The organism is Stappia sp., assembly GCF_040110915.1.
Taxonomy (GTDB): domain Bacteria; phylum Pseudomonadota; class Alphaproteobacteria; order Rhizobiales; family Stappiaceae; genus Stappia.
Window position 1 is genome coordinate 1,029,587 of sequence record NZ_CP157793.1, and the last position, 22,076, is coordinate 1,051,662.

The window sequence follows — 22,076 nt, forward strand, 5'->3', positions numbered from 1 at the left end:
CCTATTCGAATTCCATGATGAGTTCGTCGACGCCCAGGCTGTCGCCCGGCTTCGCGGCGATGGTCTTGACGACACCCTTGCGCTCGGCCTTGAGCACGTTTTCCATCTTCATGGCTTCCACGGTGGCGAGCGGCTGCCCGTCCTCCACGGCGTCGCCTTCCTTCACCGCGATGGAGACCACGAGGCCCGGCATCGGGCACAGCAGCATCTTCGAGGTGTCGGCCGGGATCTTCTCCGGCATGAGGCGGGCGGCGGCGGCCTGTCGCGGCGTGAGGCAACTGAAGACGAGATCGGCCCCGCGCATGCGCATGCGGTAGCCGAGGATCGTCCGCGTCGCCTTGACCGCCAGTGCGGTGCCGTCGACGGTGGCCGTCACCAGCGGCATGCCCGGACGCCAGCCGTCGAGATCGACGGTCTTCGCGCCCCCGGGGCCGTCGACGCGGAAGGCGCCGTCGACCGCGGCGACGCTCACCGGATACTCGGTCTTGCCAAGCCCGATGACCCAGTCGGCGCCCACGGCGCGCTGGTGATTGTCCATCGCCCCGCTGATCTGGGTGGAGCGCGTCTCCGACACGAAATTGCAGGCCGCCGTCACCGCGACCAGATTGGCGATGTCGCCGTCCGCCAGCGTCGCGCCGGCGAAGCCTTCGGGGTATTCCTCGGCGATGAAGGCCGTGGTGATCGCGCCGGAGCGGAAGCGCGGATGATCCATCACGGCGGAGAGGAAGGGCAGGTTGTGGCCGATGCCCTCGACCTCGAAGCGGTCGAGCGCGGCCGACATGGCGTCGATCGCCTCGATGCGCTGCGGTGCCCAGGTGCACAGCTTGGCGATCATCGGGTCGTAGAACATCGAGATCTCGCCGCCCTCGTAGACGCCCGTGTCGTTGCGCACGATGGTGCCGTCGTCGCGCGTGCCCTCCTCCGGCGGCCGATAGCGGGTCAGCCGGCCGATGGAGGGCAGGAAGTTGCGGTAGGGATCCTCGGCGTAGAGGCGGCTTTCGATGGCCCAGCCGTTGAGCTTGACGTCGTCTTGCGCGATCGCGAGTTTTTCGCCGGCGGCGACGCGGATCATCTGCTCGACCAGGTCGATGCCGGTGATCAGCTCGGTGACCGGATGCTCCACCTGAAGGCGCGTGTTCATCTCCAGGAAGTAGAAGTTCCTGTCTCCGTCGACGATGAACTCCACCGTGCCGGCGGAAGCGTAGCCGACGGCCTTGGCCAGCGCCACGGCCTGCTCGCCCATCGCCTTGCGCGTCGCCGCGTCCAGGAAGGGCGAGGGGGCTTCCTCGATCACCTTCTGGTTCCGGCGCTGGATGGAGCATTCGCGCTCGCCGAGATAGATCGTGTTGCCATGCGTGTCGGCGAGCACCTGGATCTCGATGTGGCGCGGCTGGGTGACGAATTTCTCGATAAAGATGCGGTCGTCGCCGAAGGAACTGGCCGCCTCGTTCTTCGAGGACTGGAAGCCCTCGCGCGTCTCCGCCTCGTTCCAGGCGATGCGCATGCCCTTGCCGCCGCCGCCGGCCGACGCCTTGATCATCACCGGATAGCCGATCTCGGCGGCGATCCTCACCGCCTCGTCGGCGTCCGCGATCAGGCCCATGTAGCCCGGCACGGTGGAGACGCCCGCTTCGGCGGCGAGCTTCTTGGAGGTGATCTTGTCGCCCATCGCCTCGATGGCCTTGGCCGGCGGGCCGATGAAGGCGACGCCTTCCTTGGCGAGCGCTTCGGCGAAATCCGCGCGCTCCGAGAGGAAGCCGTAACCCGGATGCACCGCGTCGGCGCCGGACGCACGGATCGCCTCGAGGATCTTGTCGAGCACGATGTAGGACTGGTTGGCCGGCGGCGGGCCGATGTGGATCGCCTCGTCGGCCATCTTCACATGCAGCGCGTCGCGGTCGGCGTCGGAATAGACGGCGACGGTGGCGATGCCCATCTTCTTCGCGGTCTTGATGACCCGACAGGCGATTTCCCCGCGATTGGCGATCAGGATTTTCTTCAGCATTCGTTGTCTTTCCAGTCTGAGTGCCGCGTCAGGCGGTCCGGGTCGACACGTCCGTTGTGTTCACTGTTCACGCGTGATGGCTTTCGTCGCGAGGCGCCGGCCTCGCACCGCGGCGGCGAAATCGGCCGGCCGCGGCGCCTATCGAGCCTGTGGCCGGCAAGGTCACTCCGCCGCCTCCGCCGGGGGCTTGGCGCCGGGGGCCGGGCCTCCGACGATCAGGGCCTTTGCGCTGACATACTCGTCGATGTCCTCCCAGCCCACGGCATCGCCGAAAGGCAGGATTGCCCACTTTCGGCGGTCCTGCGGGCTGGCGGCCTGGAGCCGTGGATACCACCACAAAGGCGCTTCGATGCGGCGACCGTCGGCCATCTTGAAAATGAGGACCGTCTCGGTGACGTCGACGTCCGTGACCTGAAGCTGCTTCTCGTCAATGTCCAAAATGGTCATTCCAAGCCTCCAGGAAAGCCGTCTGGTGTTGCGCGGTCACCTTCAAGATATCATTCACCTCATGCGGCGCGAAGCCGACGTTCCGGGCGATGGTCAGCGTGGCCAGCCAGATCTTCACTTGTTTTCCGTCCTTCAGGACATGGACATGCGGCGGTTCGCCGATCTCCTTGGAGTAAAACAGAAAGCGATGCCCCTTCCATCTTAGGATCGTCGGCATCGCGTCTGCCTCACAGCGGAATGTTGTCGTGCTTCTTCCAGGGAGTCTCGGTCTTTTTCTTGCGCAGCGCCGCGAAGGCCCGCGCGACGCGCCGCCGCGTGGAATGCGGCATGATCACGTCGTCGATGAAGCCGCGTTCCGCCGCGACGAAGGGATTGGCGAAGCGGTCCTCGTATTCCTTGGTGCGCGCGGCGATCTTCTCCGGATCGTTCAGCTCCGAACGGTAGAGGATCTCGGTCGCGCCCTTGGAGCCCATCACCGCGACCTCGGAGGTCGGCCAGGCGTAGTTCACGTCGCCCTGGATGTGCTTGGAGGCCATGACCACATAGGCGCCGCCATAGGCCTTGCGGGTGATCACGGTGACCTTCGGCACGGTGGCCTCGCCATAGGCGTAAAGCAGCTTCGCCCCGTGCTTGATGACGCCGCCGTATTCCTGCGTCGTTCCCGGCAGGAAGCCCGGCACGTCGACGAAGGTCAGGATCGGGATGTTGAAGCAGTCGCAGAAGCGCACGAAGCGCGCCGCCTTGCGCGAGGAGTTGATGTCGAGCACGCCCGCCAGCACCATCGGCTGGTTGGCGACGACGCCCACGGCCTGGCCCTCGATGCGGATGAAGCCGGTGACGATGTTGGGCGCGAACGCCTCCTGGAGCTCGAAGAAATCGCCCTCGTCGGCGACCTTCACGATCAGCTCCTTCATGTCGTAGGGCTTGTTCGGATTGTCGGGAATGAGCGTGTCGAGCGAATTGTCGATGCGCTCAGGATCGTCGAAGAAGGGACGCACCGGCGGCTTTTCGCGGTTGTTCGACGGCAGGAAGTCCATGAAACGGCGCAGCGCGACGAGGGTTTCCACGTCATTGTCGAAGGCGCAATCGGCGACAGAGGACTTGCTGGTGTGGGTCTTGGCGCCGCCGAGCTCCTCCGCCGTGACCACCTCGTTGGTGACCGTCTTCACCACGTCCGGGCCGGTCACGAACATGTAGGAGGTGTCGCGCACCATGAAGATGAAGTCGGTCATCGCCGGCGAATAGACCGCGCCGCCCGCGCAGGGGCCCATGATCACGCTGATCTGCGGCACCACGCCGGAGGCGAGGATGTTGCGCTGGAAGATCTCGCCATAGGCGGCGAGCGAGCTGACGCCTTCCTGAATGCGGGCGCCGCCGGAATCGTTCAGCCCGATCACCGGCGCGCCGTTCTGCACGGCCATATCCATGATCTTGCAGATCTTCTGGGCGTGGGTCTCGGACACCGAACCACCGAAGACGGAAAAGTCCTGGGCGAAGACATAGACCTGACGGCCGTTGACCGTGCCCCAGCCGGTGATCACGCCGTCGCCGGGCATCTGCGTGCCGGCCATGCCGAAGTCGATGCAGCGGTGGGCGACGAACATGTCGTATTCCTCGAAGGAGCCCTCGTCGAGAAAGACGTCGATGCGTTCGCGCGCCGTCAGCTTGCCCTTGGAATGCTGGGCGTCGATGCGGCGCTGACCGCCGCCAAGCCGCGCGGCGGCGCGGCGGTTTTCCAGTTCCTGCAAAATTTCCTGCATGGACGGGCCTTTCGGATCAGGTACGACGGGCGACAAAGGGGCGGGGCCCAATGGACCGGGGAGAGGGCGCGAGGCGCATGCTCTTGCCGCGCAACGATACCGCCGGACGCACGCGGATACATCCGCAAAGCGCCGGAGGCGGCGGGCCCTTCGGCCCGGCTCGGGCGACGGATGCGTCCGGGCGAGATGCGATATCGTCCGATCCCCCCGATCCCTCAGGGTCCATCCCAAGGGTCTGGCACCGCAGGTACCGGGTTTGGCGGCGTCATGGGAGTGTTGAAAAAGCCGCAATGCAAATATAATCTGTTTGCAAAACACATTTTGCGAATTTGCAAACTCACCGCGACGCCCAACCCGCCCCTGCCCAGGACCCGGTCATGATGAAAAAACTCTTCCTCGGGCGCCAGATCCGCGCCTTGCGCGAAAAGGCGGCGCTGACGCAGCGGGACTTTGCCGAAAGGCTCGGCCTGTCGACCAGCTATGTCAACCAGCTGGAGAACAATCAGCGGCCCGTCTCGGCGCCGGTGCTGCTGTCGCTCAGCGAACGCTTCGGCCTCGATATCTCCGCGCTCAGCGTGGATGAGAACGACCGTCTGCTGGCCGCTCTGCAGGAGGTCTTCGCCGATCCGGTCTTCGCCGGCGCGGTGCCGGGCCTGCAGGACTTCAAGATGGTCTGTCAGAACGCGCCCGATCTGGCGCATGGGCTGGTGCGGCTGCATCAGGCCTATCGCCAGACAAGCGAGCAGCTCGTCATGCTTGACGCGACGCTGGCGCGCAACGAGGCGGCGGCCCGGCCGACCCCTTACGAGGAAGTGCGCGACTTCTTCCATTTCGAGAACAACTACATCCACGACCTCGACGTGGCGGCGGAGGCCCTGTCCGAACGGCTCACCGGCACGGGTCGCGTCTTCGCCCGCGATCTCGTCCAGCATCTGGAAGCGGCGCATGGCGTCAGCGTGGAACGCCGCCGCGCTGGCGAGGACAGCGGCCAGATCCGCACCTATGACGGCGGCAGCCGCCGCCTTGTGCTCAACGAGGCGCTGCCCGAGGCGACGATCATCTTCCAACTCGCCCACCAGATCGCGCTGCTGGAGGCGACCGAGATCATCGACGACGTGTTGCGGCGGGCGAATTTCCAGACCGAGGATGCGGTCCACGTCGCCCGCATCGGCCTCGCCAACGCCTTCGCGGGCGCGCTGGTGCTGCCCTACAAGCCGTTCCTGCGCACCGCGCAGGAGACCCGGCACGATCTCGATCTGATCGCCGACCGCTTCGGGGCGAGCCTGGAGCAGGTCGCCCACCGCCTGTCGACGCTTCAGCGTCCGCGTCTGAAGGGCATTCCCTTCTTCTTCGCCCGCGTCGACCGCGCCGGCAACATCACCAAGCGCCACAGCGCGACGCGCCTGCAATTCGCACGCTTCGGCGCGGCCTGCCCCTTGTGGAACGTGCACCGCGCCTTCGAGGCGCATGGCACGATCATCCGGCAATTGGCCGAAACGCCGGACGGCTCGCGCTACATCTCGCTTGCCGCGCACATCGTGAAGAAGTCGGGCGGCTTCAGCGGCCCCGTCCTGCATTACGCGATCGCGCTGGGCACCGAGATCGCCCACGCCCGCGAGATCGTCTATTGCGACGATCTGGACGTGACTCGCGACGCGGCCTTCGAGCCCATCGGCATCTCCTGCCGGATCTGCGAACGCCTGACCTGCCCGCAGCGCTCCGTGCCCCCGCTCAACCGGCCGATCAGCATCGACAGCAACAAGCGCGGGCTGGTGCCCTACGCAATCCGCTGAAGGCGGCTCAGGCGGGTGTTCCTATTTCTTCTGTTTCCAGGCATTCACGAAGACGCCGATGATCGACACCGCGCCCATGCCGAAAGCGGCCAGGGATGAAGCTTCATGGCCATGGAAAGCCAGTATGGAGCCCGTCGCAAGGATCAGAACGAGCGCGATGAACCCGCCGATATAGGAGGTGAGGCGAAATCTGTTGTCGCTGATCTGCTGGGCGCGTTGCGACTCGATAAAGGCTTCCTGATCGCGCTCGGCCATGTCGAACACGCGCTTGGCGGCGCCGGGAACGACATCTTCATACCCGGCCAGAGTTTCCGCCGGTGGGATCGGACCGGCGTGGTGTCTCTCGATCATCTCGATGGTAGCAAGACCGAATCCGGCCTCGCCGCTCATCATCCGGTTCACAAACTGCCTGCTGAATGTCTCGGCAAATCGATCGGCTTCGTCCGGGCGCAGAAGATCGTCGGCGGAGGCCCGGGCGATGTCCCGAATGGTGTCCTGCGGCTGGGTATCTTCCGGGGCGCGCGGTGTCGTCCGGCCACCCGGGGTGCCGACGTCTCTATCGGGGTGCTTTGATGTCATGCCCGACTTTTCGCGTCGCGCGCCTGAGCAGCTTGGCCGTGTTGTCCCACGCAGACGTCACGCTCTCGCCCCGCTGCAGTGAGGTTCCCCCGGTGATCGGTGCGACCATCAGCGCGGGACCGATGACACCGAGCGCAGCCGCACGAAAGGACCGTGCCCGGCGCTTCGCGAGAGATGTGTGGCTCATGGACATTTCAATGCTCCAGTGTCCCGCCAACTTCAGATGTCACCGATTGCTTCAATCGATCTGACGGAATTGTACCGCGCGGTGACGGCGCGTGCACAATCCGCGATTGAGAGCAGGGTATCGAAACGCTCCAGCTCAAATTAAGCGTAACGCTTACATGTTTAAGGTGGCATTGAAAAGCAAGCGCTGCAATCCGCTGAAGGCGGTTCAGGCGGTTCAGGCGGTTCAGGCGGTTCAGGCGGTTCAGGCGGCTCAGGCGGGAGTGGCCGGCACGGAGGGGCACACGGGAGCCTCGGACGGGCGGTCGGTGCCCTGCGGCAGGCAGCAGAACGGCCAGCGCGGATCGGCGCCGACGCGGGTGACCTCTTCCGCGACCTCCGCGATGGTCGTGCGCAGCCATTGGTGCGCCGGGTCGGCGTCGTCGCGCTGGTGCCAGATCAGCGACACCGTGAAGTCGGGCATCTCCACCGGCGGTTCGAAGATCTCCAGGTCCAGAAGATCCGCCTTGGCGAGCGCGATGCGCGCGGGCAGGCAGGCGACGAGATCCGCCTTGGCGACCGCGTAGGGTGCCGCGATGAACTGCGGCACCGTCAAAAAGACGCGCCGGCCGAGCCCTTTCGCGGCAAGGGTCGCGTCGATCGCCCCGCCGGGACCGTTGCGCGGGGCGACCAGCACGTGTTCGGCCGCGCAGAAGGCCTCCAGCGTCGGGCCGCCGGGGCCGAAGCGGCCGCGCCGCGCGATGCCCACGAGCCGGTCCGTGTAGAGCGGCGCGGCGCGGTGTCGCCCTTCCAGATCGCCGATCACCCCGATGGCGAGATCGACCTCGCCGTCGTCCAGCATCGGTGTCATGCCGGAGGGGCGCGCGTTCTTGACATGCAGGTCGAGCCTCGGCGCATCCTTGCGGAACCGCTCGATCATGTCGATCAGCAGCACGGCCATGGAATTGTCGGTCATGGCGAGGCGCGCGACTCGGTCGAGATCGGCCGGATCGAAGGCAAGCGCGGGGGCAAGCGCCTCCTCGATGCGGGCAAGCGCCTCGCGCACCGGTTGGGCGAGCGCCCGGGCCCGGGCCGTCGGCTCCATGCCCCGGCCCGAGCGCACGAACAGCTCGTCGTCGAGCAGCGCGCGCAATCGGCCGAGCGCGTTCGACATGGCCGGCTGCGACAGGCCGATGCGCCGCGCCGCCCGGGTGACGCTGCGTTCGCTGACGAGCGCGTCGAAGGCCACCAGCAGGTTCAGGTCGATCGATGCGATATTCATGCGCTGAATAGCTCCGGATACCCAAAATCAATTGGACGCTGGCGACATGCTGCCCCACTTAATCCGTGATCGCAATTTCGCAAGGCCGGCGGCACGCGTTTTCCGTCGGCCCGGACAGCTTCAGGAGGGACGGATGATCCGTTTGAACGTGAATGGCGAGGAGCGGGCGGTCGACGTCGACCCGGATACGCCGCTTTTGTGGGTTCTGCGCGACGAGCTGCGGATGACCGGAACGAAGTATGGCTGCGGCATCGCCGCCTGCGGCGCCTGCACGGTGCATATGGACGGCATGCCGATCCGCGCCTGCCAGACGGCGGCCGGCGATGTCGAGGGCGTTGCCATCACCACCATCGAGGGGGTGAACGGCAAGGCCGCCGAGGCGGTGCAGGAAGCCTGGCGCGACCTCGACGTGCCGCAATGCGGCTACTGCCAGTCCGGGCAGATCCTGGCCGCGACCTCCCTTCTGAGCGACACGCCGAAGCCGACCGACGAAGACATCGACGCGGCGATGAGCGGCAACCTCTGTCGCTGTGCCACCTACCACCGCATTCGCGCCGCGATCCACCGCGCGGCCGAGAAGATGGAGGGCTGAGGCCATGCTGCATATGATGAAACGCTTTGCCCATATGGCCCCTGCGGCTCAGCCCGCGCGTCCGAGCCGCCGCAGCTTTCTCAAGATGTCGGCCGGCGCCGCAGGCGGTCTGATGATCGGCCTGAAACTCCCCGTGACCGGCGCGGGTGCCGCCGAAACGGGGGGCGCGACCGAGGCCGGAGAGATGTTCACCCCCTTCGTGCGCATCGCGCCGGACGGGATCGTCACCGTGCTCAACAAGCATCTGGACATGGGCCAGGGCAACGCCACGGGGCTTGCCACGCTGGTGGCCGATGAGCTGGATGCGGCCGCCGAACAGGTACGCGCCGAGTTCGCACCCGCCGATGCCGAGAAATACAAGAACCTCTTCTTCGGCATGCAGGGCACGGGCGGCTCCACCGCCATCGCCAATTCCTTCGAGCAGTATCGCACCGCCGGTGCCACGGCGCGGGCCATGCTGGTGGCGGCCGCGGCCGAGCGCTGGGGCGTTCCGGCATCCGAGATTTCGGTGACGGCGGGCACCGTGTCGCATCCTTCAGGCCCGTCCGCGACCTTCGGCGAGCTGGCCGATGCGGCGGCGCGCATGGATGTGCCCTCCGAGGTCACCCTGAAGACACCCGACCAGTGGGTCTACATCGGCAAGGAATTTCCGCGTCTCGACGTGCCGAACAAGACCGTCGGCGCGCCGGGCACCTACGGCATGGACATTCAGCGCGACGACATGCTGGTCGCGGTCCTCACCCGCCCGCTCGCCTTCGGCGGCAAGGTGAAATCCTTCGATGCGAGCGAGGCGCGCAAGGTCAAGGGCGTGGTCGACGTGATCGAGGTGCCGCAGGGCATCGCGGTGCTGGCGACCTCCACCTGGCCGGCCATCAAGGCGCAGGGGCTTCTGGAGATCGAGTGGGACGACACGGCGGCCGAAACCCGCTCCACCGACGCGCTTTTTGCCGAATACAGGGCGCTTGCCGAGGAAGACGGTCCGGTCTTCCGCGCCGACGGCGACGCGGCGGCTGCGCTTGAAGGTGCGGCGACGGTGGTCGAACAGACCTTCGAGTTTCCCTATCTGGCGCACGGCATGATGGAGCCGATGGTCGTCACCATTCACTGGGAGGGCGAGCGCGCGACCCTGTGGTATCCGGCCCAGTTCCAGACGGTCGACCAGGCCACGGCCGCCGCCGTGCTCGGCATCCCGCCGCAGAACGTGACGATCAACACGCTCTATGCCGGCGGCTCCTTCGGCCGGCGCACCTCGCCGGACGCGCAGCACATCGTCGAGGCCGCGTCCATCGCCAAGGCCTGGGGCAAGGCGCAGCCGATCAAGCTGGTCTACACCCGCGAGGACGACACCCGCAGCGGCTACTACCGGCCGATGGGCGTGCACAAGATCCGCGCCGGTCTCGACGGCGAGGGCAAGCTCGTCGCCTGGCACCATCGCATCGTGACGCAATCGATCATGAGCGGCACGATGATGGAGGACTTCGTCGTGCACGATGGCATCGACGAGACCTCCGTGGAGGGCGTGAAGGACGCGAGCTATCCGGTCGCCAACTTCCGCGGCGAGCTGCACTCGCCCAAGGTCGGCGTGCCGGTGCTGTGGTGGCGCGCGGTGGGCCACACCCACACGGCCTATGCGATGGAGGCGATGATCGACAAGGTGGCGGCCGCCGCCGGGGCCGACCCGGTCGCCTTCCGCCGGTCGCTGCTGACCACGCCGACCGGCGACGATCAGAAGGATGCCGACAACGCCCGCAAGCTTGCCGTGCTGGACAAGGTCGCCGAGATGGCCGGCTGGTCCGGGCCCCGGGCCGGCGCGCGCTTCCGCGGCGTGGCGGTGCACAAGTCCTTCAACTCCTATGTCGCCGAGATCGCCGAGGTGTCGCGGCGCGACGATGGCACCTTCAAGGTCGAGAAGGTCTGGTGCGCGGTCGATTGCGGCATCGCCGTCAATCCGGACAACGTCAAGGCGCAGATGGAGGGCGGCATTGGATATGGCCTTGGCGCGGTGCTTTTCGACGAGATCACCCTGAGCGAGGGGCGTGTCGACCAGCTCAACTTCGACACCTACCGCTCGCTGACGATGGAGGACATGCCGGAGATCGAGGTGTCGGTGCTGGCCTCCGAGGCCGCGCCGACGGGGGCCGGCGAGCCCGGCACGCCACCGATCGGGCCGGCTGTCGCCAATGCGATCCGCGCGGCGACCGGCGAGGTGCCGGGTGTCCTGCCGCTCGCGAAGAGCGGTCTCGCCTGATCGCCCGTCCAGATCGCATCTCCTGACCGGAGCCTTATGAAACCGCGTCGGACCAAGCGCCGGCGCGGTTTTTTCATGGTCCGCGTTTCTTGCGGGGCGTTCGCTTTGGCGATAGTCGAACGGGCCGCGACGCAGGGCAGGAAAGAGAGACCATGGGCGGATACAGGCTGGGGACGGGCGGGCGATTCATCGACCGAGGCAGGCCGCTGTCCTTTCGCGTCGACGGGCAACCGGAAACGGGGTTCGCGGGCGATACGCTGGCCTCCGCGCTGCTGGCCTGCGGGCACGCTCTGGTCTCGGGCGGGGAAGCGGGCGGCGAGGCCGCACGCCTGCCGTGCGTCTTCCCCGGCACGCAGCCTCGCGCGACGACCGTCTCGCTCGCGACGACGGAGCTGTGCGACGGGCTCGAGATCCGGCTCGGCGCGCGCCGCCGGTGGCTCGGCCGCGCTCCGATGGCTGCCGACGCGCCGTCGCGCGATCCGGAGCCGGCGGAGGCCGCCTGCGACGTGCTGGTGATCGGCGGCGGGCCGGCGGGGCTTGCCGCCGCGCGCGTTGCCGCGCGGGCGGGCCTGCGGGTGATTCTCCTTGACGAAAACGCGCATGTCGGCGGGCGTGCGGCCGAGGATGACGGCACGGTCGACGGGCTTGCTCCGGCGGACTGGGCGGCGCGCAGGGGCGCGGGTCTGGCGGCGCTGGAGCACGTCCGTGTGATGACGCGGACGACCGTCGAGGACCCAGAGGAAGACGGTGTCTGGTGTGCGGTGGAGCGGAGGACCGGCGGGCTATTCCCGCAAGTACTTCGGCGCCGCCTCTGGACGATCCGCGCCCGCCGGACGGTGATCGCGACCGGCGCGCGCGAACGCCCGCTCGTCTTTCCCGGGCACGTCTTTCCCGCGCACGACGGGCCCGGCGTCATGCGCGCCGCGACCGGCCTTGCCCTTGCGCGCCGGTATGGCGTCGCGGCGGGGCGGTCGGTCGTCGTTTTCGCCAACACCGACGGCGGCGCGGCGACGGCCTGCGCGCTCGCGGATATGGGCGTGTCGATCAAGGCCGTGGTCGACATGCGCCCGCGGATCGATGCGGCCCTGGCAGCCGGACTGGCCGCGCGCGGCCTGCGTCTGGAAGCCGGCGCCGTTGTCGCCGCGACGCGCGGACGCCGGGCGCTGGCCGGGGTCGAGATCCGGGGATTCGACCCGGCCTCCGGACACCTGGGCCGCAACGCCATGCGTCCGTCCTGCGACTGCCTGCTGGTCTCCGGCGGCTGGACGCCGCGCCCGCTCGGGGCGGGCAAAACGGGTGAGCACTGGCGGGTTTGCGGCGCCGCGGCCGGGGCGTTCGATCTCGCGGCGTCCCTCGCGAGCGGACATGCCGCCGGCATGGCGGCGGTCGCGGCCTGCGGCGGAGGATCGGTCGAGATCGCGGCCCCGTCCGTCATCGGCGCGCAGGGGCCGCATCTGCCCTTGCCCGTGTTCGAGGTGCCGTAGGCCGGGCCGCGTGACCGGGCTGCGCCACGACTGGGCGGTGCGGCCACCGCCCGCAGGTCGCGCCCCTTGACCGATGCGGGCCGCAGGGCGAGTCTGGGGGCATGACCGTCGCAGACGCACCCGCCCCGGGCGGGCGGCGCTTCCGGCGCGCGTCCGCGCCGCTGCCGGCGGTCGATCTTGTTGTCGATCGCGATGGGAGCCGCATGCATGTCTGACGCGCACCCTGCCGGAGAACCGCGCTGGGCGCCGCCACCACCGGGGTCGCGCGGCGGCGCCCCGGACCCCGGCCAAGACCCCGCCCTTCACCTCACCGACCTCACGGTCGGCGCCGTTCTGGAAATCGGGTCCTGGCCGAATCGCTTGCAGGGCGTGGCCGAGAAGCTCGCGGATCTGTTGGCCGCCGATCCGCCCGGCCGACCGGGCCGCTTCGCGCAAGGCGAGGGCGCGTTGCTCGGCTGGCTCGCCTTCGGCCGCTTCCTCTGGCTGTCGGACGACGCGGCCGACGCGGAGCGGCTGGCGCAGGCCTTCGACAGCGAAGAGGCCGCCGTGGTGGATCTCGGTTCCGCGCGGCGCGGCGTGCGGCTCACCGGCGCGGTGGCTCCGGAGGTGCTCAACAAGGCGGTCGCCATCGACTTCGACCCGCGCGCCTTCCCGCCCGGATCGCTCGCCCAGGCCGTCATCGACCATGTTCCGGTCGTCATCCTGCGCCGCGCGGCGGAGGAATTCGATGTGATCGTGTCGGCAAGCCTGGCGCAGACCGTCTGGGACTGGCTGCTCGATGCGAGCTTCGAGCACGGCTACGAGGTCGGCGAGGGGACAGCCCTCGTCGGCGCGCCGCGCGACCAGGGGCTGGGTCCATAAATGGGGCCATGCCCGGGGCCGTCCCCTGACCGTGCGACGCGCCGCTGCAGGCGGTCGGGCGCGCGGCCCTCAGCCCTTGCGCAGGATGTTGTGCTCGGGGCCGAAGGGGAAGCCGGTGATGTTCTCCGCGCCCGTCTCGGTCACGATCAGGATGTCGTGTTCGCGATAGCCGCCGGCGCCTGGTTGGCCTTCCGGGATCATGATCATCGGCTCCATGGAGACCACCATGCCGGGTTCCAGCACGGTCTCCACGTCCTCGCGCAGTTCCACCGAAGCCTCGCGCCCGTAGTAGTGGCTGAGCACGCCGAAGGAATGGCCGTAGCCGAAGGAGCGGTAGCGCAGCAGGCCATGCGTCCGGTAGATCTCGTTGAGCTCGCGCGCGATGTCGCAGCAGCGCGCGCCCGGGCGGATGAGATCGAGCCCGGCGCGATGCACGTCGCAATTGATCTCCCAGAGCCTTAAATGCGCGTCCGGGGCATGCTCGCAGAAGAGCGTGCGTTCCAGCGCGGTGTAATAGCCGAAGATCATCGGGAAGCAGTTGAGCGACAGGATGTCGCCCGCCTGAACCACCCGGTTGGTGACCGGATTATGCGCCCCGTCCGTGTTGAGGCCGGACTGGAACCAGGTCCAGGTGTCCATCAGTTCGACCTGCGGAAAGGACCGCGCGATCTCGCGGATCATGGCATTGGTCGAGGCGATCGCCACCTCGTGCTCGGGCACGCCCGGAGCAACGGCTTCCACGACCGCCGCGCCGCCGATGTCGCAGATGCGCGCGCCCTCGCGGATGAGCGCGTGTTCCTCCGCCGACTTCACGGTCCTGAGCCGCATGGCGTCCCCGGCGATGTCGACCAGCTCGACCCCGGGCAGGGCGTCCTCCAGCAGCCCCTTCAGCTCCAGCGACACCGTGTCGAACTCGATGCCGAGCCGCTTGACGCCCTTGGTCAGGCCCTGAAGCGCGAAGAAGAAATTGTCCCGTCGCCAGTCGGTATAGGTGATTGCATCGCCATGGGTCCGCCGCCACGGCTGGCCGCCGTCGATGCCGGCGGAAATCGTCGTTGCGGAGTGTGCGTCGACGACGAATCCGTAGCGCCGCCCGAAGGCGCAATAGAGAAAGCCGGAGAAGTAGCAGATGTTGTGGTAGCTGGTGAAAAGGGCCGCATCGATGCCGCGCGCCTCCATCGCCGTGCGGATCGCGTCCTGCCGGCGGTCCATTTCGCCGGCGCTGAAGGGGCTCCACGCCTTCTCGCCATTGTGCCAGCGCGTGGTGCGCAGCAGTCCGTCGGGGTCCGTTCCGCTGTGTGTCATCCGGTCCTTGCTCATCAGGTCCTCCATGAGGCAGGGCAGCCGGACCGACGCAAACGGGCCGGCTCCCGTCAGGAACCGGCCCGCCAGGCCGTGGGGTGATGCGGAGCCGCGCGCCCGGGAGGATCTCTCCCGTCCGGTGACTGGCGTTCCGTCACCGGCTCCTCTTGCGAAAAGCGCGTGCGTCTCCGGGGTCGTGTGCGCCGCCCGTCAGGACGGCGTCAGGCCGCGCAGGCGTTCGGAGCGCCGGCGCAGGAACTCCAGAACCGTCAGCAGGATGATCGAGATGAACACCATCAGCGAGGCGACGGCGAGGATCGTCGGCGAGATCTGTTCGCGCAGGCCCGTGAACATCTGCCAGGGCAGGGTCTTCTGGCCGGCCGACCCGAGGAAGAGCACCACCACCACCTCGTCGAAGGAGGTGATGAAGGCGAACAGCGCGCCGGACACCACGCCCGGAATGATCAGCGGCATCTGCACCTTGAAGAAGGTGGTGACCGGATTGGCCCCAAGGCTCGCCGCCGCGCGCGTCAGGCTCCGGTCGAAGCCGACCAGCGTCGCCGTCACCGTGATGATCACGAAGGGCGTGCCGAGCGCGGCATGGGCCAGCACGACGCCCAGATAGGTGCCCTGCAGGCCGATGCGCGAGTAGAAGAAATACATGCCGGCGGCCGAGATGATCAGCGGCACGATCATCGGCGAGATCAGGATCGCCATGATCGCCGAGCGATAGGGCACATGCGACTGCGACAGGCCGATGGCCGCCAGCGTGCCGAGCGCGGTGGCGAGGATCGTCGCCACCGGCGCGATGGCGAAGGAATTCTTCAGCGCCACCTGCCAGTCCGGATTGGTGAAGAAGTCCTCGTAGTGCTTGAGCGAATAGCCCTCCGGATTGAGCGCCAGCATCTCCGGCGTGAAGGTGAAGAAGTTCTCCGCGTTGAAGCTGAGCGGCACGATCACCAGGATCGGGAAGATCAGGAAGAAGAAGATCACCCCACAGATCGTGCGGAACGTGTAGTGCCACACGCGCTGTCCGGTGGAAGCATAGGCGGGAAGAGCGGACATGTCGGGTCTCCTTAGCCCAGCTTGACGTTATCGATGCCCACGATCTTGTCGTAGACGTAGAAGAGCAGCACCACCGCGCCCAGCAGGATCACCCCGAGGGCGGCCGCCAGGCCCCAGTTCAGCGAACTGGAGATGTGATAGGCGATGCGGTTGGAGATGAAGATGCCGCTCGTGCCGCCGACCAGTTCCGGCGTGATGTAATAGCCGATGGCCAGGATGAACACGAGGATCGCCCCCGCGCCGATGCCCGGTACGGTCTGCGGGAAATAGACCCGCCAGAAGGCGGTCCAGTCGGTCGCGCCGAGGCTCTTGGCGGCCCGCACGTAGGAGGGCGAGATCGTCTTCATCACCGAATAGAGCGGCAGGATCATGAAGGGCAGCAGGATGTGCGTCATGGCGATGATCGTGCCGGTCTGGTTGTTGATCATCACCAGCCGTCCCGCATCGTCCACCACATGCGCCCAGACGAGGAAGTCGTTGATCACGCCCTGTTGCTGCAGCAGCACCTTCCACGCCGAGGTGCGCACCAGCAGCGATGTCCAGAAGGGCAGGAGCACCAGGATCATCAGGAGGTTCGCCGTGCGCGCCGGGAGTGCGGCGAGCAGGAAGGCGATCGGGTACCCCAGAAGCAGGCAGGAGAAGGTGATCGTCAGCGACAGGAACAGCGTGCGGCCGAACAGGAAGAGATAGATCCGCTCGTCCTCGGGCTTCAGCTCGATGCCGTCGGGGGTCAGCTGCGCGTCGGCCGCGGACAGGAAATAGCCGGAGGTGTAGCGCGGCGAGAAGGTCTTGATCACCGCCCACTTCTCGGGATCGCCCCAGTCGTCGTCGGCGTCGATGAACGCTTCCTTCATGCTGACCGTCTCGAAGCCCGGCACGGCCGCCGCGGCTTGCGACAGCAGCGCGGCGCTGTCGCCCGAGAAGGCGTCGGCCGCCGCCGGGTTGGCGACGAGATCCCGGTAGAGGGCGGTGTAGACGGCGTTCCACGGCTCTTCATCCGTGGGACTGTCGGCCTCCTCGGTCTGGATGAAGCGCGCGAACTCGCCGTAGATGTCGAAGGTGCGCGGCAGCGCCGCGGCGACGCCGTCGCGGAAGGCAAAGGCCGGCTCCGGCCGCTCGAAGTCGGTTCCCGCGTCGCGGGCGGCGGCGCGCTCGTCGGCCCAGGCGGCCTGATCGGCGATCCACTCGGGGGAGGCCAGCAGCATCACAAAGGTGACGGGCTCTTCCCACACCGGATTCAGCGCGACGAACTGGTCGGTATAGACCTCGCCGAAATCGTCGACCCGCCGTCCCGTGCGGCGGAAGGTCGAGGAGATGCCGCTTTCCTCGTAGTTCAGCCGCGTGCCGAGCTGCGTGTGCCGCTTGTATTCGGCCGCGATCATCATGTCGAAATGCAGGGCGTTGAAGACGCTCTCGCCCGGCGCCTCGCCGCTGTCGGCGTCCCACTCCTGCAGCTCCACCACCGTGCGCGGCAGGGTTTCGGACACGATCTGGTTCTCGACGGAGCGGAACAACATGTCGAGGATCGGCGCGACGAAGGAAATCAGGACGAAGATCAGAAGCGGCGCGATCAGGACCAGCGAGCGCATCTTCTCGCGCCGCAGCGCGCGGGCCAGACTGGCCTTGAGCGGTTTGCCGTCCTGTGTCGTCAGGACCTGAGGCGCGCCGTTGGCGTCGGCCCCGGTCTGATCGGCTGCGGATGTGTTCGTGGTCATCGTGCCGCCCCGTCGAAAGGATCTCTGGTCGCCCGGTGCCGCGTGTCCCCGGCGCCGGGGTTCGGCGGTCGGGCGGACGACGACGGGTCGGGCCTGTTCTGGTTATGCGTCTGGTTATGCGTCTCGGGTTTCGCATCCGGCGCGCCGTGCCTGGACCGTCGCCCACACCTACCCTGGCCATTTCCCGGGGATGGTTTCGGGCCGCAGTCCCCGCGAGCCCCGCGGTCCGGGCGGACCCCTGAGCCGGCGCAGGCAGAGCGGGCGCACGGAGCCGCGTCGGCCGTCGGGTCCCGACGTCGCGCCGGTGCGGAAGGGGATCCGCGCCGAGGCGGCGCGGATCGATCTTGTCGGCGGACAGCGCGCGGCGCGCGCTGCCTCAGGCCGGATTACTGCGCGAGCCAGGCCTGGAACTTGGCGTCCAGGTCATCGCGATAGTCCGCCCACCACTCGTAATTGTAGAGGAAGGTGTTGGTGGCGTTGGCCGGATCGGTCGGCATGTGCGGCGCCATGTCGATGCCCAGTTCCGCGTGCTGGCCGACGAGCGGAGCGGAGGACTTGCGGGCCGGGCCGTAGGAGATGTACTTGGCCTGATCGGCAAGACGCTGGGTGTCGGTGGCGAAGAACAGGAAGTCCATCACCGCCTTCTTGCGCTCTTCCGGCAGACCGGCCGGCACGATCCAGCCGTCCAGGTCGAACACCTGCGCGTCCCACAGCATCTTCACCGGCTGATCCTGCTCCTCGATGAGCGAGAACAGGCGACCGTTGTAGGTCGAGCCGATCACGACTTCCTTGTCGGCGAGCAGCTGCGGGGTCTCGGCGCCGGCCGACCACCACACGACCTGATCCTTGATCGTGGCGAGCTTGGCGAGCGCGCGATCGACGCCTTCCTCGGTCTCCAGCACGTCATAGACGTCTTCCTTGGCGACACCGTCGCACAGGAGGGCCCATTCCATGTTGTTGATCGGGCGCTTTTCGAGCGAGCGCTTGCCCGGGAAGGCCTCCAGGTCGAAGACGTCGCAGATGTCGTCCGGCTCGCGGCCGCCCCACTCCTCGACGTCGGAGCGATAGCCGAAGGTCGTCGAGTAGACGATCTGGGGAATGAAGCAGTCGGAGACGATCAGGTCGCCAAAGTCTTCCGAGGCCGGGGTGCCGTCGGGCGCGGCGGCGAGCACCTCGTCGAAGTCGATCTCCTCGGCGAGGCCCTCGTCGCACAGGCGGATGGCGTCGGAGGCCACCACGTCGACGAGATCCCAGGTGAGGTTGCCGGCTTCGTTCATGGCGCGCAGCTTCGCGACGGCCTCGTTGGAGGACTCGTCCCAGATCACGTTGATGTCCGGGTTCATCTCCATGTAGGGCTCGGTGTAGGCGTTCTTCTGCGACTCCTGATAGGCGCCGCCCCACGAGACGAAGGTGAGGTCGAGGGCCAGCGCCCCCGTCGTCATCATCGCGCTGGCGCCGCCAGCGAGAAGGAGTGTCTTGAGCTTCATCGAGTAAGTCCCCTCGTTTTGGTGTTCGCCCGAGGTGCTCTCGGGATGGGATGCCCCCGGCCGCGCGGCCGGCGGCAGGCGTCGTGCGGGCCGGCCCGCGTCAGGCGACGGCGTCGAGCGCCTTGCAGTCGCCGGCGGCCCATCCGATCTCGACCGATTGCCCGGTCTTCAGATCGCGCTTCTGACCGCGGTTGCGCACCTTGACGACAAATTCGTCGTTCTGCGCGACGTTCATGCGCACGCGGATATGGTCTCCAAGATAGATCATTTCCTCGATGCGGCCAGTCACAAGGTTGTCCATGTCTTCGTGCGTGTCGAACTCGATTCGTTCCGGACGAAGGGACAGGGTGGTCCGCGACCCCACCCCGTCGATATTGACCGCTTCTGCCTTGAGCATTGTGCCGTCGTCGAGTTTGACGTCGCAGGTGCTGCCCTCGACCGCCGTGACGGTCCCGCTCAACTTGTTGTTCTCGCCGATGAACTGGGCGACGAACGAGTTCTGCGGATTCTCGTAGAGATCGTCCGGCGTCGACAGCTGCTGGATCACCCCGTCGTTGAACACCGCGACGCGGTCCGACATCGTCAGCGCTTCGGTCTGATCGTGCGTCACATAGACGATCGACACGCCGATGTTCTCGTGGATGTGCTTGATTTCATACTGCATCTGCTCGCGCAGCTGCTTGTCGAGTGCGCCCAGCGGCTCGTCCATCAGCACCAGCTCCGGTTCGAAGACCAGCGCGCGCGCCACGGCGACGCGCTGCTGCTGGCCGCCCGAGAGCTGCGCCGGACGCCGGCTTCCGAAGTCGCCGAGCTCCACCATCTCGAGCGCCTTCTTGACCTTCGCCTCCTGCTCCGCCTTGCCCATGCCGCGCACCTGCAGCGGAAAGGCGAGATTCTCCGCCACGCTCATGTGCGGGAACAGCGCGTAGTTCTGAAACACCATCCCGATGCCACGCTTGTGCGGCGGCACGTTGTTGATCGGGCGGTCGTTGAGGAAGATCTCGCCATGCGTGGCCGGCTCGAAGCCGGCAAGCATCATCAGGCATGTCGTCTTGCCGGACCCCGACGGGCCAAGCATCGTCAGGAATTCGCCCGGCGGAATGTCCAGATTGAGGTTCTTCACCACGAGGGTCTCCCCGTCGTAGCTCTTCTGGACGTTCTCGTAGCGGACGGCTGCGCCCCTGGTCTGTGTCATCTGTGCCCCTAAGCAATCGCGGGCAGGGGCGTGCATGAGCGGCCCGGGACATCTGTCCCGAGTCGGCATATGACGTGCTGTTCCCTGCCACGAACTCTTTGTGGTTCGTTTCAAGACCCTGAAAGTCCGGCAAGCTAAGCAAAATTTGACTCACAATGAAAGGGGGTATGAAGAATTTTTATTAATTCCATAAATGAAAACAAAGCGATGCTGCGGCGCGAACACGGCGCGCCTTGACGGCGACGTTGCTTGGGAGCGCAAGTCTCCGCCCCGACGTTGCTTGTGCCGGCCGGGGCGGGCCGGGCCTCGCTGTCGTTGTGCCGAAGAACTTACACGTTGCTGTCTGGAAATTCGGCCTTCCGTCGCGACATGTAGCCGATCAGCGCCTCGTCGGTCGCCGGATCGAGGTCGGGCGCCTCATAGGCGGCGAGCATCTGCTTCCACTTGCGGTTCGCCCGCCAGGCCGCGTCGAGGCCGCCGTCGGCGCTCCACTGCTCGAAGGAATTGTTGTCGGCGATCTCGGAGCGGTAGAAGGCGCTTTCGAAATTGCGCTGGGTGTGCGCCGCCCCCAGGAAGTGCCCGCCGGGCCCGACTTCCGCCAGCGCGTCCATGGCCTGGGCTTCCTCCGACAGATCGATTCCCTTGGCGAGCACATGCATCATGCCGAGCTGGTCGGCGTCCATGACGAATTTCTCGTAGGAGGAGCACAGCCCGCCCTCCAGCCAGCCGGCCGAATGCAGCGCGAAATTCACGCCCGACAGGAGCGTCGCGAGGATTGTCTGGGCCGATTCCTGCGCGGACTGCGCGTCCGGCGTCTTGGAGGCCGTGAACGAGCCGCCGGAGCGGAACGGCAGGCCGGCGCGGCGCGCCAGTTTCGCCGCCCCGTTCAGCAGCAGGCTGCCTTCGGGCGAGCCGAAGGTCGGGGCGCCCGATTGCATCGAGATCGAGGATACGAAGGCGCCGAAGACGACCGGCGCGCCGGGGCGCACGAGCTGCGTCAGCGCGCAGCCGGCGAGCGCTTCGGCGAGCACCTGCGCCAGGGTGCCGGCCACCGTCACCGGGCTCATCGCGCCGGCCAGGATGAAGGGCGAGACGATGCAGGCCTGGTTGGCGCGGGCATAGACCTTGAGCGCGCCGAGCATGGTCGCGTCGAACACGAGCGGCGAATTGGCGTTGATGAGCTGGATCATCACGCAGTTCTCGTCGACGAAGCTCTCCCCGAAGGCGAGCCGCGCCATGGCGACCGAATCCTCCGCCCGTTCCGGCGCGGTCACCGAGCCCATGAACGGCTTGTCGGAATATTTGAGGTGGGCATAGACCATGTCGAAGTGCCGCTTGTTCACCGGCAGGTCGACGGGCTCGCACACCGTGCCGCCCGAGTGGTGCAGATGCGGCGAGAGATAGGCGAGCTTCACGAAGTTCTGGAAATCCTCGATCGTGCCGTAGCGCCGGCCCTTGTCGAGGTCGGTGACGAAGGGCGGGCCGTAGACCGGCGCGAACACGGTGTTGTTGCCGCCGATCTCGACGTTGCGCGCCGGGTTTCGCGCATGCTGGGTGAATTGCGCCGGTGCTGTCTTGATGAGTTCGCGCAGCATCCCTTTGGGAAAGCGCACGCGTTCGCCGTCGACTTCGGCGCCTGCTTCCTTCCAGATCGCAAGCGTTTCGGGATCCTCGCGAAACTCGAGCCCGATCTCCTGCAGAAGCCGGTCCGCATTCGCCTCGATGATCTCCGCGCCCTCGTCGCTGAGAATGTCGAGGAGCGGCAGATTCCGGACGATGTAGGGCGTGGCGAGGGCGGCGCTCGACCCGCGCCGCTTCTCCGTTCTCGCCGCCCGTCCGCGCCGTCCGGCGCGCGCTGCCTGGTCACTCATGGCCGTCCACCCTTAACCCGTGTCGCAATGCTGACCGTACTGTGCGCCGCGGCCGGTCGGACCTGAGACGCGAAAGCGTCCTTCGATCCCCTAAAAACGTCATGGGCGTGTCGTCGCGGCGATACCGCCATGCCGCAATTGGACCACTTCGGCGCATCGTCTGTCGCGATACTGCGCGGCATGGGATCGCGGACCGGAGACGACGGGCCTCCGCGACGACAACGG

Annotated in this window: 16 protein-coding genes and 1 pseudogene; 5 read left to right on the forward strand and 12 right to left on the reverse strand. The window is 67.1% G+C overall.

Annotated elements, in window-relative coordinates:
* Position 1 precedes the first annotated feature (1 nt).
* From ABL312_RS04555 to ABL312_RS04570, 4 genes are all read right to left on the reverse strand, one after another.
* Entirely contained in the window at positions 2-2,005 is a 2,004-nt protein-coding gene (locus ABL312_RS04555) for an acetyl/propionyl/methylcrotonyl-CoA carboxylase subunit alpha (protein ID WP_349360190.1), read from the reverse strand.
* A gap of 162 nt (positions 2,006-2,167) precedes the next feature.
* Positions 2,168-2,452: a DUF2442 domain-containing protein gene (locus tag ABL312_RS04560; RefSeq protein WP_349360191.1), complete on the reverse strand. Its 285-nt coding sequence runs from the start codon at positions 2,450-2,452 to the stop codon at positions 2,168-2,170.
* Positions 2,433-2,669, reverse strand: a complete 237-nt coding sequence (locus tag ABL312_RS04565) for a DUF4160 domain-containing protein (RefSeq protein ID WP_349360192.1) — start codon at positions 2,667-2,669, stop codon at positions 2,433-2,435. The genes ABL312_RS04560 and ABL312_RS04565 overlap by 20 nt, the downstream gene beginning before the upstream one ends.
* Before the next feature lie 10 nt (positions 2,670-2,679).
* A complete protein-coding gene (locus ABL312_RS04570) occupies positions 2,680-4,212 on the reverse strand; it encodes an acyl-CoA carboxylase subunit beta (RefSeq protein WP_349360193.1) in 1,533 nt (510 codons plus the stop codon).
* Positions 4,213-4,589: 377 nt separating this feature from the next.
* Here ABL312_RS04570 and ABL312_RS04575 point away from each other — a divergent pair, with 377 nt between their 5' ends.
* Complete coding sequence (locus ABL312_RS04575; protein WP_349360194.1) at positions 4,590-6,005, forward strand: short-chain fatty acyl-CoA regulator family protein; 1,416 nt, start codon at positions 4,590-4,592, stop codon at positions 6,003-6,005.
* Positions 6,006-6,026: 21 nt separating this feature from the next.
* Here ABL312_RS04575 and ABL312_RS04580 read toward each other — a convergent pair whose 3' ends face one another.
* Both ABL312_RS04580 and ABL312_RS04585 read right to left on the reverse strand, forming a co-directional pair.
* On the reverse strand, positions 6,027-6,584 hold the full coding sequence (locus tag ABL312_RS04580; RefSeq protein ID WP_349360195.1) for a DUF2335 domain-containing protein: 558 nt from the start codon (positions 6,582-6,584) through the stop codon (positions 6,027-6,029).
* A 439-nt stretch (positions 6,585-7,023) separates the two neighbouring features.
* Positions 7,024-8,031, reverse strand: coding sequence for a LysR family transcriptional regulator (locus ABL312_RS04585; RefSeq protein ID WP_349360196.1), 1,008 nt, complete (start codon positions 8,029-8,031; stop codon positions 7,024-7,026).
* Between the two features lie 133 nt (positions 8,032-8,164).
* Between ABL312_RS04585 and ABL312_RS04590 the strand changes: the two genes are divergently transcribed.
* The 4 genes from ABL312_RS04590 to ABL312_RS04605 all read left to right on the forward strand — a co-directional run bounded on the left by ABL312_RS04590 (position 8,165) and on the right by ABL312_RS04605 (position 13,216).
* Entirely contained in the window at positions 8,165-8,623 is a 459-nt protein-coding gene (locus tag ABL312_RS04590) for a (2Fe-2S)-binding protein (RefSeq protein WP_349360197.1), read from the forward strand.
* Between the two features lie 4 nt (positions 8,624-8,627).
* On the forward strand, positions 8,628-10,871 hold the full coding sequence (locus ABL312_RS04595; protein ID WP_349360198.1) for a molybdopterin cofactor-binding domain-containing protein: 2,244 nt from the start codon (positions 8,628-8,630) through the stop codon (positions 10,869-10,871).
* 152 nt (positions 10,872-11,023) lie between these two features.
* The gene (locus ABL312_RS04600) at positions 11,024-12,355 is read left to right on the forward strand and encodes an FAD-dependent oxidoreductase (protein WP_349360199.1); all 1,332 of its coding nucleotides are present in this window, start codon (positions 11,024-11,026) and stop codon (positions 12,353-12,355) included.
* Between the two features lie 207 nt (positions 12,356-12,562).
* Positions 12,563-13,216, forward strand: a complete 654-nt coding sequence (locus ABL312_RS04605) for a sarcosine oxidase subunit gamma family protein (RefSeq protein ID WP_349360200.1) — start codon at positions 12,563-12,565, stop codon at positions 13,214-13,216.
* Between the two features lie 69 nt (positions 13,217-13,285).
* Here the strand turns inward: ABL312_RS04605 and ABL312_RS04610 are convergent, their stop codons facing one another.
* The 6 genes and pseudogenes from ABL312_RS04610 to ABL312_RS04635 form a co-directional block, all read right to left on the reverse strand.
* Positions 13,286-14,521: a M24 family metallopeptidase gene (locus ABL312_RS04610; RefSeq protein WP_349361343.1), complete on the reverse strand. Its 1,236-nt coding sequence runs from the start codon at positions 14,519-14,521 to the stop codon at positions 13,286-13,288.
* 207 nt (positions 14,522-14,728) lie between these two features.
* Positions 14,729-15,583: an ABC transporter permease gene (locus ABL312_RS04615; RefSeq protein WP_349360201.1), complete on the reverse strand. Its 855-nt coding sequence runs from the start codon at positions 15,581-15,583 to the stop codon at positions 14,729-14,731.
* A gap of 11 nt (positions 15,584-15,594) precedes the next feature.
* Positions 15,595-16,428: pseudogene (locus tag ABL312_RS04620) on the reverse strand (ABC transporter permease subunit); the annotation flags it as partial.
* 1,256 nt (positions 16,429-17,684) lie between these two features.
* Positions 17,685-18,785, reverse strand: coding sequence for an extracellular solute-binding protein (locus tag ABL312_RS04625; protein WP_349360202.1), 1,101 nt, complete (start codon positions 18,783-18,785; stop codon positions 17,685-17,687).
* Between the two features lie 100 nt (positions 18,786-18,885).
* Positions 18,886-19,980, reverse strand: a complete 1,095-nt coding sequence (locus ABL312_RS04630) for an ABC transporter ATP-binding protein (RefSeq protein ID WP_349360203.1) — start codon at positions 19,978-19,980, stop codon at positions 18,886-18,888.
* A 329-nt stretch (positions 19,981-20,309) separates the two neighbouring features.
* Positions 20,310-21,851 (reverse strand): trimethylamine methyltransferase family protein, encoded by a 1,542-nt coding sequence (locus ABL312_RS04635; protein WP_349360204.1) that lies wholly within the window; start codon positions 21,849-21,851, stop codon positions 20,310-20,312.
* Between the last annotated feature and the right edge of the window lie 225 nt (positions 21,852-22,076).